This is a genomic window from Nitrospira sp. (assembly GCA_030692565.1).
GTDB lineage: Bacteria > Nitrospirota > Nitrospiria > Nitrospirales > Nitrospiraceae > Nitrospira_D.
This window is the reverse complement of record JAUYAO010000026.1, coordinates 20,706-35,646: the sequence shown is the minus strand read 5'-3', so window position 1 is coordinate 35,646 and position 14,941 is coordinate 20,706. Positions and strand designations below refer to the sequence as shown.

The following is a 14,941-nucleotide window of genomic DNA, read 5'->3' as shown; positions in this document are numbered from 1 at the left end:
GAAGGGTGCTCTATGCGTGTGACTGAGCAACAAACATTCGGCGTGCTAGTCAAGAACCTGCAACGTTCCCGCGCGCGGTCTTTGGAGCTGCAACAGCAGCTATCGACGGGAAAGAAAGTGCGCCAGCCTTCCGACGACCCCAGTGCCTTCAACCGTATCAGCCTCGATAAGGCTTCGGTCGCGTCGATTGAGCAACGGCTACGGAATATTTCCTTCGGCAGGACACGCCTCGATCTGAGCGACAAACTCCTGAGCAGTACGACAGACACCCTCAGCCGTGTCCAAGAGCTCGCCGTCCAGTTCGGCAGCGATACGAACGGTCCGGCGGAACGCGTCATCGGCTCCCAGGAAGTGCGTCAGCTCTACTCGCTGGTGCAGCAATATGCCAATGCGGAGTTGAACGGGCAGGCGGTCTTCACCGGGACCAGTACCCACGGAAGGACGACGGGGTTAGCCATCACCGCCCCTGTGACGTTGACCAACGGCATCAATGATACCCTCGTCGTCTCTGTCGACGGCGTCACCTCCGGCACCATCGATCTGACATCGGCCACGGGTAGCTTGACCGGCGCTCAACTCGCCGCGCGGGTCCAAACGCAGATCAATGCCGATGCCGCACTGACCGCAGCGGGGAAACACGTGACGGTGACGTTTGAGACAGATCATCTCGTCATTGCGTCCGACACGCATGGATCGGACTCCACCGTGACGGTGACCGGAGGCACCTCTCGCGCTGCGTTAGGGCTGGTGGGGGGGAGCCGGACAACCGGAGATAAGCCTTTTGCACTCACGGCCACGACCAGCCCTGGATCGACCAATACCGGTGGCGCGGTGGTCAGCCAAGGGACCGTCGTAGATGACAATCTCGTCACCTTGGACGACTACGTGATCCGGTTTTCATCGGCGACCCAGTATGACGTCTTGGATGTGACCGTCCCGGTGAATGTGACCAGGAACAGCGCCAATACGGGGGGAGCCTTTGCCTCTGATGCAGGGATTATCGGACCGGGCAATTTGACGCTCAATTCCTATGCGATCCAGTTCACCTCCAGTACCCAATACAACATTGTAAACACGACGACGAGCGCCACAGTGTCCTCTGGCAACACCTACGTGTCAGGCAACGCCGTTGAGTTCGACGGTCTTCGGGTGGTCCTCTCCAATAGCGATCGCGGCGGACCGCAAAGCGGTGACGCGTATGCCGTGAGTCTCGCTCCACGGACCGTGTTGGCCAATCAAACCTACAGCACGGGAAGCGACATCAGTTTCGACGGAATCCGGCTGCAGCTCTCCACCGGCAGCGGCGCTCCGGCCACGGGCGACCGGTTTGCCGTGGTGACGGGGTTGCAATATCAAGGCGATGCCGGCGTGCATCAGGTAGAGGTAGGCAATAATCAAGTGGTGCCCACCAACGTGTCCGGGGATCGTGTGTTTAGCGGTCCCAATATCGACTTGTTCGACTCGATCAAGACCCTCGTCACCTCGCTCAGAACAAACTACCGCGGGGGCATCCGCGACACGATCGGGGATGTCGGCACAGGGCTCAGCCAGGCCGGCGCCGTCCTGGGAGAAGTCGGGGCCTTGTCGAATCGGCTGACCGGCAGCGCGGGCCGGCTGGATGAATTCAAGTCCTTCTTTACCCAAACCCTCTCGGAAACGGAGGATGTGGATCTCGCCAAAGCGATTTCCGATCTTACCTTGCAACAATACGCGATCGAAGCCGCCAGTCGTACCCTGAATCAACTGTTCGGCAATTCGCTCCTGAAGTATCTGCAATAAATCAGGACAGGGGACTCAAGGTTTCAGCAGATAGACCGATAGACTCGTAGGGGGTATCGGTTCAACAGCCACGGAAGGCGTTCATGCTGGTCCTGACAAGACGACGCGGCGAAGGTGTGACCATCGGTCCGGATATCCGGGTCATTGTCCTCGGGATGAAAGGCGGACAGGTGCGCCTGGGGATCGAGGCTCCGCACACCATTGAGGTACATCGCGATGAAGTCTATGCGCGGATTCAGGACGAGAATCACTTGGCCTCGAAAACACAAGTCATTCCGCTCGACGCCTTTCGCCACCTCGCACCGCCGAAGCGGCGGAGCGCGCCATAAGGATGCATGATGCAATGTCGTTCGACCCGTTTCGGCAACTGTGACGTTCGACCCGACGCGGTCCTGACATTTCCGAACGGGATTCTTGGATTTCCAGACTGCCGCCGCTACGTGATTCTCGATCACGATACGGATGCGCCGTTCAAATGGCTGCAGTCACTCGATGAACCGGGATTGGCCTTTGTGATTCTCGATCCGGCCACGTTCCACCCTGAATATAACGTCCAGGCGCCCCATGAAGCCCTCGTTGAAGTGGACGGCAAGGATGACGACGAGTTGATCCTGTCCGTGCTGCTTACCATTCCGTCCAACGACCCGACAGGCATCACGGCCAATCTGCGGGGACCGCTTCTCATGAATCCTCGCACCAAGCTCTGCAAGCAACTGATCCTCTCCGACGACTATCCCACACGCTTTCCGCTGTTCGCGCACAAGCCCGCGGCTGACACCCTCGCCCCCAAGCCGGTCGCATCGGCTGTCTGTTCCGTCTGACTACTCTTCGGCAGGACACCTACGGTGACGGAAGAGTGGCGTCAGGCAGCGGCCTGTGTCATGGCGCCGCTCGCACCACGATAATCTTCGAGGATCCGAAGCAGGCGAAGCATTTCCATTTCGAGATGCGCATAGACCGCCGGAGCGTCGTGCAGCGTCCCCAGCCGGCCGATGGCTTCAAGACGGCCCGCCGCCAGTGCCACCTCCGGAGCGCAAAGATTGCCGGCCGTCCCCTTGAGCGTATGAGCCGCTCGCTCGACCGTCACGGTGTCCCCAAGAGACAACGCCTGCCTGATTTGGCTCATCATGTCGGCCTGTCGTTCGAGGAACAGGTCGACCAATTGCACCAAAAGATCCTGATCGCCTCCGATGTTCTGGAGCATTTGGGCCGGATCGAAAATCGACCGTCCATCGGACACCGGGCCCATGCTCCTCGCCACGCCTTTACCCGTATCTTCTGACGCAGGGGACATGACCCACCGGGCCAGAGTCGTCCGCACATCCTCCAGCTTAATGGGTTTGGCAAGGTAGGCATCCATGCCGGCGGCCAGGCAGCGCTCACGATCGCCTTGCATCGCATTGGCCGTCACCGCGATGATCGGCAAATGGCCCTCGCTCACATAGCGCTTTCCTGCAGCCTCTTGCCGGCGAATTGCGGCCGTGGCCTCAAACCCGTCCATGACAGGCATCTGGCAATCCATGAGCACCGCGTCATAGGCCCCCGCATCAAGTGCGGCCAGTGCTTCCTGCCCGTTCTCGACCAGATCGGGCCGGTACCCGAGCTTCTCCAGCATCCGCACGGCCAGTTTCTGATTGACGCCGTTATCTTCAACGACCAAGACCCGTCGGCGCGTGGACTGCTCCGCTAGGGTGTGTCGCGTAATCAGACGCGGAGAGGCCGTATCATCCGCCTGCGGAGGCTCGACCGGCGCGGGCGCCATTCCGAGCACCGTGCGCAGGCAATCCCTCAATTCATCGTGCCGGACGGGCTTGGTGAGATAGCCCTTCGCCCCCACCTTCCTGGCACGCTCGGCATGCCCCCGTTGTAAGAGCGAGGTCATGACGACGATACGCATGGAAGCGGCGCAGGAAAGGCTTTGAAGCTCCGCCGCCAATTGCAGACCGTCTTTTCCGGGCATCACCACATCGACAATTGCGCAATCGAACGGGGTGCCATGCCGAGAGGCCTCCTCGATGAGCGCCAGGGCACTTCCCGCATCCTCCGCAAGCACATCCTGCATGCCCCATCCGGAGACCAGATGGTGCAAGATAAGCCGGTTGGACTCATTGTCATCCACGATGAGCACACGGTGGCCTTGAAGATCCGCCATGGGAAGAATCGCCGACACCGACGAGGGCTGTTTCGGAAACCGGGCCGTACACCAAAACATACTGCCGCGATCCGGCGCACTTTTCACGCCGATCTGTCCGCCCATCAACTCAATCAATTGCTTGGAAATCGACAACCCGAGTCCCGTTCCTCCATACCGCCTGGTCATCGTCGAATCCGCCTGGACAAACGGTTGAAAGAGCCTGCCTTGTGTTTCCGGGCTAATGCCGATACCGCTATCCGTCACGTCAAATCTGAGCAAGGCATCGCCCTCGGTCTCCTCTTCGAGATAGACCTGTAGGGTGACGTCTCCCTGTTCGGTGAACTTAATGGCATTTCCGACCAGATTCGTCAGGACCTGGCGAAGCCGGCCGGGATCGCCCCTCAATCCGGTCGGCACGGCCGCATGAATGAGGCCGTTTAATTCCAAACCTTTGGACTCGGCGCGTTCAGCAAACTGCTTGAGCACGTCCTCGACGGTCGTCCGAAGATTGAACTCGATCGATTCCAGTTCCAGCTTGCCGGCTTCGATCTTGCTGCACTCCAGAACATCGTTGATCAAATGCAGGAGCGCTTCCCCGCATTGCCGAATGGTCTCGGCATACGAACGCTGTTCGGGGGCGAGGGCGGTGTCCATGAGCAAACTGGTCATTCCGATCACCCCATTCATGGGGGTGCGCAGTTCATGACTGATGGTGGCGAGAAACGCCGCCTTGGTATGAGTGGCGGCTTGCGCCTCCTGAAGCGCCCGATCCAACCGGAGGTTTTGAGCGGTCAGCTCTGCCGCCGAAGCGTGAAGCGCCTCTTTCGCTCGCTGCGTCTCTGTCAGATCGACGGCATACCCGCGGACATGCCGATCGGCCTTCACGGGACAGAAGACCCACGCGAAACGCGCGTCGGGCAGGCGATAAGCGATTTCCTGGATGGGCGTGTCCGCGTCTAAACAACGCCGCACCAGATCGGGCAAGCCCTGCGGAGCCACTTGTGGATATCCGTCGGTTCCATAACCGAACTGAGCCAAAAGTCCGGTCATGACCGGATTGGCATAGATCAGGCTGGCCTGATCGTCGAGCTCAAGGATGGGATACGGACTCTCGTCGGCAATTGCGGCAAGACGATTACGATCGTGCGTCAATTCCTGCTCTCGTGACATATCTTTGAGGCTGACGGAGACTGCGAGTTGTTGATCGAAGCTGGCGGGCATGCAGGTCCACTCCACCGGAATCGCGCGGCCCCGGCCCTGCCGTATGACCACCTGATCCGGCTGCCTGGGCTGCTTCTCGCAGTGCACCTGCTGAATGAGCTGTCGGGTGATAGCCGCATTCCGCCCGGTCAACTGCTCCCACAGTTCCGGAAAGAGTGCTCCGATATAACCAGTTCCAACCACCCCGCACAAACGGGCGCCTTCGGCATTCATCGCAGAGATGATCCCGGTCGGACTCAGCAGGAGGACGCCGATCGGCAATCCGTCCAATAGTCCTTCGTACGACTGCGGCGACCGCTTCTTGACTGGCCGAGTCGACGCCGAACGCCGCCGTTGGGGAAGCTGCTTCATTAGGCCGCCTGATCCATGCCATCGTCCAGGTACATGGCAATATTGACGCGTTCTTGGACGGGATCCAACACGCGTAAGACCGTGCGCGACACCTTATCCTGCGAAGGGAGCGCAAGGTCGACGTGCTCCGGATTGGGATAGGACTCTCCGTGCGGCCCTCCGGTAATCTTCACTTGAGGTTTCAAGCGCTGTTCCGGGTTGACCCCGACGACCACTGCCTGCTCTCCGGTATTCAACCGAACGAGGCTGCCGACGGGGTACACGCCGATGCTTCGAATCACGGCCTCAACTAACGGTTTGGGGTATTGCCCGCGCTCTCCGACCATAAACAATTGACGGACCGCATCATGAGGGATCATCGCCGGTCGGCCGCCGCGGCGGCTGACCATCTTGTCATAGAGGTCCACGATCCCGACGATTTGGGCAAGCGGGGAGATGTCCTGGGCCTTCAGCTTCCGCGGATACCCGCTTCCATCGCATCGCTCGTGGTGCTCCACCACGACGCGACAGACCTCCTGGTGGTAACCGGATTGTTCGCCAAGAACTGTGACGCCCAATTGGGTGTGCTGCTCCAGGAGTCGCTGCTCAGAGTCATTGCATTCGTCTCGCTTGCGGACCAGATTGCGGGGAAGGCGGACATAGCCGATATCATGCAGGAGGGCTCCCATCCCAAGCTGTTCGTAGACCGACGGGTCGACTCCGCACTCGACGGCGACGACCAACGACAAGATTGCCGTATCAAGAGCATGGGCGCCCAGGGAACGATCGAACTGCTTCACCTTGAGAAAGGTACTATGCAGCAGGAGTGCGCTGCGGTCGTGCAGCACCTGGTTGATGACACCCCCGACGATCTCCTTCGTTGCGGCCGGCGTCGGCGGGACTCCGCGCTCAAGATCGGCAAAGATGCGCTCCACGGCCTCTTGCGCTTCGCCATACAAGGCCGCCACCTGGTTCTCACCGCCGTCCAGAGGGACCGAACCGGCTTTCTGCGAGGCCTCATCGCCCACAGGCCCCGCGTCCAATGTGGCAGGTAAATGATCGGCTGTGGCGGGCGGCGTGTTCGCCGCCGCCTGCACATCGACTCCCTTGCTCGTATCAATGGTGACGTGTCGGACTCCATGCTGTTTCATCACGTCGACCGTCTCTACATCATGGATCAGACGTTTATGGAATAGGAAGGGCGTGCGATACCACGGAAGATCCATCTCGACGACAAACATGCCTGGTATCAATTGCTCAATGGATATCTGCTTCGTCCCACTCATGAATTCGTATCTCCCCGGTTGCCGCCGTCCGAATACGCCTGTTCACCTCGAGAGGATCCCACATGTCATATCGGTCCCCAGGAGAACGATCTTAACGGCTTGAGGGCGCCCGCACCCTGGCTCGAGAGCGTATAGAGTCATCCTTCCCCTCTTCGTGAGATTACCCTCAAGAATTCCTGGGCCTGTTCCGATACAGAAGCAAGCGGCGATCTGCGCGCAATTCTGACGGATACCCACAGCAGTCACTCATGGCGACACGCATTCACATCACCCAGCTTCGTCCCGGCATGCGCATCGAGAAACTCGATTGTTCCTGGTTTGCCACACCCTTTTTCCGGCACCGTATGGCCGTGACGTCGATGGAGCAGGTGGAGCAACTCAAAGCCTGCGGTGTTGAAACGCTCGATATTTCAGGAGAGCTTGAGACTGAGGCTCCGGCAACGGAAGAACTCTTCCAAGAGCCTGCTGAGGCTCATGATCCTTCTCCCGTACTCACCGCGGGGCCGGGGGACACCGGTATTCCATTCGAAGAGGAACTGCCGGCCGCCAAACTCGTGTATGCCGCGGCAAAGAATGTGATCGAAGAAGCGATGCTCGACGTTCGCATGGGACGCGACATCAACATGGATGCGGTCAATCAGGTGGTATCAGAGATGGCCGACAGCGTCCTCCGGAATCCTGATGCCCTCACGAGCCTCTCCCGCTTAAAGCACTTCGACGAATATACGTTTTTCCATTCGGTCAACACGTCGCTTCTGGCCTTGTCGCTTGGGCGCAATCTTGGAATCGACGAAACGCTCTTGCATCAGCTCGGCGTCGGCACCTTGCTCCATGATATCGGGAAGACGAAAGTCCCGTTGGAGATCTTGAATAAGCCGGGGAAATACGAAGCCCATGAATTTGAAATCATGAAGCAGCATGTGATGCGAGGAGCCGAAGTCCTGTCAGGGACGACCGGTTTGACGGACAACTACCTGATGCCGGCGCTGGAACATCACGAGCGCGTGGACGGGACCGGCTATCCGTATCAGCGCCGCAAAGGCGACCTCAGCCAGTTCGGGATGATGGCCGCGGTTGTGGATATCTACGATGCCATCACAAGCGATCGCTGCTACCACAAAGCCAAGCCGGCGCATGAAGCGCTGCAATTCCTTTATCTTATCTCGCAAAAGGGCCACCTTGAGCATACGCTCGTCCAACGGTTCATCCAGGTCGTCGGAGTCTATCCGGTCGGCTCAGTCGTCCGGCTCAATACCGGGGAGGTGGCGGTCGTCAGGCGAATCAATCGGGCCACACCACTCCAGCCCGAGATCATGGTCGTCAAAAGCGCAGGCAATACGATCCTGTCGCATCCCGAGACCGTCGATCTTACTCGCCCCCAAGGAGCGACGCAGCGAACCATTGCAGCCGTGACCGACCCTGTCAGCACCGGCATCAATCCCACTGTCTATCTCGATCAGGAGCCCGCATGAATGACGTGACCACGACACAACCCACGCCGACGTCGTTTCTCACCGTCGGCCTTTCCCTTAAACTGTCGTTCACCCTCAACGGGCAGAAGGGGATGTACGGCTCGACACTACTGGGCTGGAAAGACTATGCCTGGCTGGTCTGCGAATGGCCGCTGCAGGTCGGCCATGGGACCGATATTCCCAGGGGAACGCCCTGCACGGTCAGCTATCTCCACGACGGAAAGCTGGTCGGCTATCGAACGGAAGTTCGTGACATGCTGAGCGCGCCGGTGCCGCTGCTGTTCATTGCCTTTCCGCACACCGTGGAAGAAATGCATTTGCGCAAACATGCCCGCGTGTCTTCCTGCGAGCCGATTGTCCTTGAACGGGTGGAGGGGAACGCGATCAGCGGAGCGCCGTCGTCGGCGATCGTCGGCGGTCTGCTTCAAAATCTGAGTATCGGAGGCTGTAGCGTCATCGTCCCGCATGCTCCGGTCTGGCTCCGGGCAGGAGCCACGCTACGCTTGGAGTTTGAGCTGGCCGGACTCGGTCACGTCACAAATTTGACTGGGCTTGTCAAAAGTGCCGAAGCCGCAGAGGGTACCTGGACGCTCGGCCTCGAATTTCGTTTTCAAGAAATGGAATACATCGAGTACCGCGGGTGGGGTGGATCCGTCCATCAGGCCATCGAACAATGGACCACGCAAAAAGTTACCGATTCGTTTCCACTTCAATAACCTGCCGTTCCACTCGTTCTCCTTCAGCGTCTTCTCCTGTCGTTTCTTTCCTCCTGGGGCGGCACATTGTGCCGACCTCCTCACACGACCTCCCACTGTTTCGAGATAAGTCGTCAGATTCCCTGAAAAACTTAGTGGCATACAACTTGTACTAGTCTCACCCGCCAGACTCAGCGCATCCAGATTACGATCGAGGAGAGTACGCCATGGAAGGCCGTCATTCACTTCAGCAAGCCATGAACCCGCGATGGTGTCTTGCGTACGACACCATCGATCGCCAGGACATCGATAGATTGGTCGAATGGCTGCAAACCTATCCTCGTTTGACCAAAGGTCCGATCACCGTCGACTTCGAGTCGCGCTGGTCGCAATGGCTGGGAGCCTCCCATTCCGTGTTTTGCAATTCGGGATCGTCGGCGAACTTGCTCATGTATTACACCCTCCTGGCTTCCGGACGATTGAGGAATAAGAAGGTCATTGTGCCCAGCGTAGGCTGGGTGACATCGATTGCGCCCGCCATTCAATTCGGCTTCGAACCCATCATGTGCGAAGCCGATCCGGACACCTTTGCGCTCGACCTCAACCATCTTGAAGCGCTCTTGAAACAGCATCAACCGCAGACGGTCATGCTCGTTCAGGTCTTGGGTGTCCCGCATAAGATGCGGGAACTGATGGCGCTGAAAGAACGCTATGGATTCATCTTACTGGAAGACGCCTGTGCCGCGATCGGCGCGAGCTATGAAGGACGCAAAGTCGGCTCATTCGGCGATATGGCAAGTTTCTCCTTCTATTTCGGCCATCAAATGTCGACCATCGAAGGCGGCATGGTCTCGACCAATGACAAAGCCCTCGCCGATCTCCTCCTGATGCTTCGGAGTCACGGGTGGAGCAAGGATCTGGATACCGCGACCCATCGTGGACTGGTCACACAACACCTGATCGATGACTTTCACTCTCCGTTCGTCTTCTACGAACCGGGATTCAATCTTCGCTCGACCGATCTGAACGCCTTCATTGGAATCGGGCAAGTGGAGAAACTGGATTGGATGACGGAACAGCGTCGGGCGAATCACGGGCGTTACCTGGATCGTCTCAGTTCCAGCTTCTATGTCCAACGGGCCCCGAAGAATAGTCAGGTCGCCAGTATTTCGGTCGGCTTGCTGGCGGAATCCCGCCAGCAACGCCAGCGGATCGTTCAAGCGCTCGTCGCGCGAGGCGTGGAAACTCGTATTTTCTCCGCGGGGAATCTCGGCCTCCACCCGTTTTGGACCAGTCGATACGGAGCGACCAGTTTCCCTGTAGCCGATCGCATTCATCACTGCGGCTTCTTCCTCCCGAACCATGCGGCGCTGACGCCGGACGATGTCGCCGCAATTTCGCAAATCGTCCTGGAGGCCGCATGACAGGCCCGCTGCTGGTCACTGGCGGAACCGGGTTGCTGGGATCGGCCATTCGGAAGATCCGTCCTGACGCGATCTATCTCTCGCGCGCAGACGGAGATCTCCGCGACCGCAGCGTTGCGCAACGGCTGATAACAGATATTCGGCCAGGGCAAATCCTTCATCTGGCTGGTGCGGTCGGAGGCGTAAAGGCCAATGCCGCCTGTAATAGCCGTTTCTTTGAGGACAATGTGCTGATCAATACAGCAGTACTCTCCGCCGCTCGCGCCCTTGGAATACAGAGGCTGGTATCGCTGCTCTCAAGTTGCGCCTTCCCTCTCTTTTCGGATCGGGCAACGACCGAAGACGATCTCCAGGCCGCACTCCCATATGACGGCAATGCGGGATACGGCTATGCCAAGCGCATGCTGGATCTCCACACCCGTCTCGTGGCGAAAGAAGAGGGGTGGAAGTGGACCACGCTGACACCGGTCACGCTCTATGGTCCCCAGGACTCGTTCGATCCCGAGAGCGGTCATGTGGTGGGTTCGCTGATCAGCCGCTGCTGGGCGGCGAAGACGACCGGCACTCCGTTGGTCGTGTGGGGGAGCGGCCGGGCGGTGCGCCAATTCGTCTTTGTCGACGATGTGGCCAAGATCGCCGTCGATGCGATCGAGCGTAACCTCGATTCGACGACAACCATCATTACTCCTGACGGCGGCATCACGATTCGAGCCTTAGCCGAAACGATTGCGTCCGTCATGGGGTATACGGGTCCGATGGTATTCGACTCGACTCAACCTGAAGGCGTGCCGGTGAAACGCTTGCAGAGCAGAACATTTTCATCGCTGTTTCCGGATTGCCGATTCACCAACCTGAGACAGGGTCTTGAAGCGACGGTGCGATGGTTTATCGATCACTCAACATCGGGGGAAGGGGTGTCACGCGCATCGCTTCCGCTCTGTCATCAGCCTTAAGGAGTCGCGATCTCAATGCCGACAAAACAGACACATGTACTGGTGACCGGGGGAGCCGGCTATATCGGATCGGTGCTGTGCAAACAGCTCCTAGACCGGGGTCATCGAGTCACCGTGCTCGATACCTTCATGTATCGACAAAACAGCCTGTTGGATTGCTGCGCCTTTGACACCTTTCGTGTCGTGCGAGGGGATTGCCGGGACGAACGAATCATCACGGATCTCCTGCATGACGCGGACGTCATTATTCCGCTCGCCGCCCTGGTGGGAGCGCCGTTGTGCAATCGCGATCGGGTCGGCGCCTACACGATCAACTTTGAAGCCGTGCAGATGCTGAGCAAGCTCAGCTCGCAACAGCAGCAGATCATCTTCCCCGTCACGAACAGCGGCTATGGCATCGGGCAACCGGGCGTTCCCTGCACAGAGGATTCGCCGTTACGTCCGATCAGTTTGTATGGCGAGACGAAGGTCAAGGCCGAGCGGGTCGTGCTGGATCGCGGCAACGCGATCACCCTCCGGCTGGCCACAGTCTTTGGCGCGTCTCCTCGAATGCGGATGGACCTCCTGGTCAACGATTTTGTGTGGCGCGCGGTCCATGATCGAGCCGTCGTGGTGTTCGAGGGGCATTGCAAACGGAACTACATCCATATCCGTGACGTCGTGAAGGCCTTTCTTCACTCGATGGATCAGTTCGAGAGCATGAAGAATCGCGCCTACAATGTCGGCCTGGACGACGCCAATCTTTCGAAACTGGAACTGTGCCAGGAAATTCAACGACACATTCCTCAGTTTGTCTTCTTTGAAGCCCCGATCGGAGAAGATCCCGACAAACGGGACTACATCGTCTCGAATGAACGGATGCTCTCGACCGGGTTCAAGCCGGATTGGTCGTTAGAACGCGGCATTCGGGAATTGACCAAGTGCTACACCATCGTGACCGGAACGGGATACGGCAATGTCTAGCGCCGGCATCCGACGGATAGAAGGAGGGGCTCGATGATCATCAGCCGCACACCCTTTCGCATCTCCTTCTTCGGAGGCGGAACCGACTACCCCGTGTGGTTTAAAGAGCACGGCGGCGCCGTCCTCGCCACCACGATCGACAAGTATTGCTATATCTCGTGCCGCCATCTTCCGCCCTTCTTTGAACATAAGACGCGGATTGCCTACTCGCGAATCGAACATGCCAATAATAATGCCGAGATCGAGCATCCAGCCGTCCGAGGCGTCCTCCAGTATCTCAAGATGACCGAAGGTCTTGAGATTCATCATGACGGCGATCTCCCGGCCCGTACCGGACTGGGATCAAGTTCCTCGTTCACGGTGGGCCTCCTCCATGCCCTCTATGCGATGCAACATCGGATGCCGACCAAATCCGAACTGGCTCATGCGGCCATTCATGTTGAACAGAATATCGTCAAAGAAGCGGTCGGATGCCAAGATCAGGTCTTGGCTGCCCATGGCGGTCTGTGCCGGCTCACCTTCTCTCCCACCGGAGAGATCGGATACACCCCGTTGATCATGAAGCCCGAACGGCTCAAGCAATTTCAAGATCATCTGCTGCTGTATTTCACCGGCTTCTCCCGGACAGCCTCCGAGATCGCTAAAGAGCAAATTGAAAGAACTAAGCAGCGGCGGGTGGAACTATTTGCCATGCTACAGATGGTTCAGGAAGGCATATCTCTCCTGACCGGCGACCATGACCTATCAGAGTTCGGCGAACTTCTGCACGAAGCTTGGATGGTCAAGCGGGGACTAACCAGTAAAATCACCACTCCGCTCATCGATCAGATTTATGACGCCGCGAGAAATGCCGGCGCACTCGGCGGGAAACTGCTCGGTGCAGGCGGGGGAGGCTTTATGCTGATCTATGCCAAACCGGAGCTGCACGCCAAGATCAATGCAGCCTTGCCGGGCCTCTTGCAAGTTCCATTTCAGTTTGAAGGCTCGGGAAGCCAGATCGTATTTTTCCAACAGGAAGTTCCTGTCCGACGGGCTCCCCTCTGGAATGACGTGCCGACTTCTGCAGAGCTCGAAGAACACACCGTTCAGACGTGGAAGAAAGACGCCGCCTGATGACGCACGCATCGACTGACGTCGTCATACTCTGCGGAGGCTTGGGAACCAGACTTCAACCGGTCCTAACGGATCGCCCCAAGCCCATGGCCTCAATCAATGGCCGGCCATTCCTCGATTTAGTTGTCGACCATGTCCTCTCACACGGCTTTCACCGGATCGTGTTCTGTACCGGCCATCATGGGAATTGGATCGAGCAGCATGTCGGCCGACGAATGGACTGTAGTGCGATCATCTCACATGAACAGACCCCGCTCGGCACAGCCGGAGCCCTTCGGGCCTGCCACTCCTTGATCGCAACACCGACCATCCTCGTGTTAAACGGGGACTCCCTATGTCGAATCGACCTCCGCGCCTTCCTGACGGCGCATCAAGACAGACAAGCCGTGGCAACGATGGCCGTGGTTCCATCGAATGAACGGACCGACGCGGGAGGAGTCCGGATGGATGCACTGGGATGGATTCGCTCATTTCAGGAAAAACAAACGGCCTCGTTTCTAAATGCCGGCACTTACGCCATCCAGACGGAAGCGATCCACCTCATACCTGATGCTCTCCCTTGTTCACTCGAGCGAGACTTTTTCCCTCCCCTGGTGGACGGCAGGCTCTACGGCTTTGCCTGCGACGTTCCACTCTACGACATCGGAACGCCGGCCCGCCTGGCGGCGTTCGAAGCGCTTGATAAGGAAACAACCGAGCACCATTACACCACCTCACTGTCACAATAGGAGCTGCACTATGAAACATGCGTTGACACTTGCGAAACCGGTTTGGGGCATTGGGAAACACGTTGTGATTACCGGAGGTTCCAGCGGCATCGGGTTCGAAGTCGCAAAACGCCTCAATGGAGTATGCAGAAAAATTTCCCTGATCTCGAGAAATGAGAACGGCAAACTTGCCGAAGCGCGGGAAACGCTGCTCCGGCTGCAAAAGAATACACGCAATAGCATTCATACGGAGATTAATACCTGTGCCATGGACGTCCGTAACATCGAATCCGCCCAAGCCTGGATCGGCGATGTGTACTCCAAAGGGAAAGACCAAATCGATATTTTCGTGAGTTCAGCAGGCGGGAGCCACGTCTATGGGACGTTGGAAGAAATGACCATGGCGGACATCAATGCGATTTTTGACGTGAATGCCAAGGCCCCGATCATGTGGATGCGCGCATTGCTGCCCTACATGAAGCTAAACAAGATCGACCGGCGGGATACCAAGCGGGGTCACGTCCTCATGCTGTCGTCCCGTTCAGGCGAGCGCACGTTGCCCAAGCTGAGCGTCTATACCGCAGCGAAAGGGGCGGTGGAGAAGCTGGTCGAGGCCATGCAAAAGGAATATGTCCAATACCGCATGGTCTTCACCCTCATCAATCCCGGGTCCGTCAACACCGATTTCACCGCTCATTGGGATAAGGCCACGAGAAAAGCGCATAACGACGAAAGCATGTCCGTGCAGGAAGCCGCCGATTCGATTCTGCACGCCATTCATTCACATGTCGCCATCAACAAGATCTCGTACGAATCGGTCAGTCAGTGGATGCATGAGCCCGGCGTGCTCTTAGCGAGCTAAAC

General features: G+C 58.1%; 13 protein-coding genes. 11 read left to right on the top strand and 2 right to left on the bottom strand.

Annotated elements, in window-relative coordinates:
* The first annotated feature begins 12 nt into the window (after positions 1–12).
* The 3 genes from Q8N04_06395 to Q8N04_06385 all read left to right on the top strand — a co-directional run bounded on the left by Q8N04_06395 (position 13) and on the right by Q8N04_06385 (position 2,600).
* Entirely contained in the window at positions 13–1,779 is a 1,767-nt protein-coding gene (locus tag Q8N04_06395) for a flagellin (GenBank protein ID MDP3090290.1), read from the top strand.
* 83 nt (positions 1,780–1,862) lie between these two features.
* On the top strand, positions 1,863–2,108 hold the full coding sequence (gene csrA, locus Q8N04_06390; GenBank protein MDP3090289.1) for a carbon storage regulator CsrA: 246 nt from the start codon (positions 1,863–1,865) through the stop codon (positions 2,106–2,108).
* Between the two features lie 6 nt (positions 2,109–2,114).
* On the top strand, positions 2,115–2,600 hold the full coding sequence (locus Q8N04_06385; protein MDP3090288.1) for a flagellar assembly protein FliW: 486 nt from the start codon (positions 2,115–2,117) through the stop codon (positions 2,598–2,600).
* A gap of 41 nt (positions 2,601–2,641) precedes the next feature.
* Here the strand turns inward: Q8N04_06385 and Q8N04_06380 are convergent, their stop codons facing one another.
* Positions 2,642–5,485, bottom strand: coding sequence for a response regulator (locus Q8N04_06380; protein MDP3090287.1), 2,844 nt, complete (start codon positions 5,483–5,485; stop codon positions 2,642–2,644).
* Complete coding sequence (locus Q8N04_06375) at positions 5,485–6,750, bottom strand: DUF3391 domain-containing protein (GenBank protein ID MDP3090286.1); 1,266 nt, start codon at positions 6,748–6,750, stop codon at positions 5,485–5,487. The genes Q8N04_06380 and Q8N04_06375 overlap by 1 nt, the downstream gene beginning before the upstream one ends.
* 248 nt (positions 6,751–6,998) lie before the next feature.
* Between Q8N04_06375 and Q8N04_06370 the strand changes: the two genes are divergently transcribed.
* From Q8N04_06370 to Q8N04_06335, 8 genes are all read left to right on the top strand, one after another.
* Positions 6,999–8,222 (top strand): HD-GYP domain-containing protein, encoded by a 1,224-nt coding sequence (locus Q8N04_06370; protein MDP3090285.1) that lies wholly within the window; start codon positions 6,999–7,001, stop codon positions 8,220–8,222.
* Positions 8,219–8,938: a flagellar brake protein gene (locus tag Q8N04_06365; GenBank protein ID MDP3090284.1), complete on the top strand. Its 720-nt coding sequence runs from the start codon at positions 8,219–8,221 to the stop codon at positions 8,936–8,938. The genes Q8N04_06370 and Q8N04_06365 overlap by 4 nt, the downstream gene beginning before the upstream one ends.
* A 206-nt stretch (positions 8,939–9,144) precedes the next feature.
* Positions 9,145–10,341, top strand: coding sequence for an aminotransferase class I/II-fold pyridoxal phosphate-dependent enzyme (locus tag Q8N04_06360; GenBank protein ID MDP3090283.1), 1,197 nt, complete (start codon positions 9,145–9,147; stop codon positions 10,339–10,341).
* Positions 10,338–11,294 (top strand): NAD-dependent epimerase/dehydratase family protein, encoded by a 957-nt coding sequence (locus tag Q8N04_06355; GenBank protein ID MDP3090282.1) that lies wholly within the window; start codon positions 10,338–10,340, stop codon positions 11,292–11,294. The genes Q8N04_06360 and Q8N04_06355 overlap by 4 nt, the downstream gene beginning before the upstream one ends.
* Positions 11,295–11,309: 15 nt before the next feature.
* Positions 11,310–12,257 (top strand): NAD(P)-dependent oxidoreductase, encoded by a 948-nt coding sequence (locus tag Q8N04_06350; protein ID MDP3090281.1) that lies wholly within the window; start codon positions 11,310–11,312, stop codon positions 12,255–12,257.
* Between the two features lie 33 nt (positions 12,258–12,290).
* Positions 12,291–13,370 carry a kinase gene (locus Q8N04_06345; protein ID MDP3090280.1) on the top strand — a complete coding sequence of 360 codons (1,080 nt, stop codon included), beginning with the start codon at positions 12,291–12,293 and terminating at the stop codon, positions 13,368–13,370.
* Positions 13,370–14,098 (top strand): sugar phosphate nucleotidyltransferase, encoded by a 729-nt coding sequence (locus tag Q8N04_06340; GenBank protein ID MDP3090279.1) that lies wholly within the window; start codon positions 13,370–13,372, stop codon positions 14,096–14,098. The genes Q8N04_06345 and Q8N04_06340 overlap by 1 nt, the downstream gene beginning before the upstream one ends.
* A 10-nt stretch (positions 14,099–14,108) precedes the next feature.
* Positions 14,109–14,939, top strand: a complete 831-nt coding sequence (locus Q8N04_06335; protein ID MDP3090278.1) for an SDR family oxidoreductase — start codon at positions 14,109–14,111, stop codon at positions 14,937–14,939.
* The last annotated feature ends 2 nt before the right edge of the window (positions 14,940–14,941 follow it).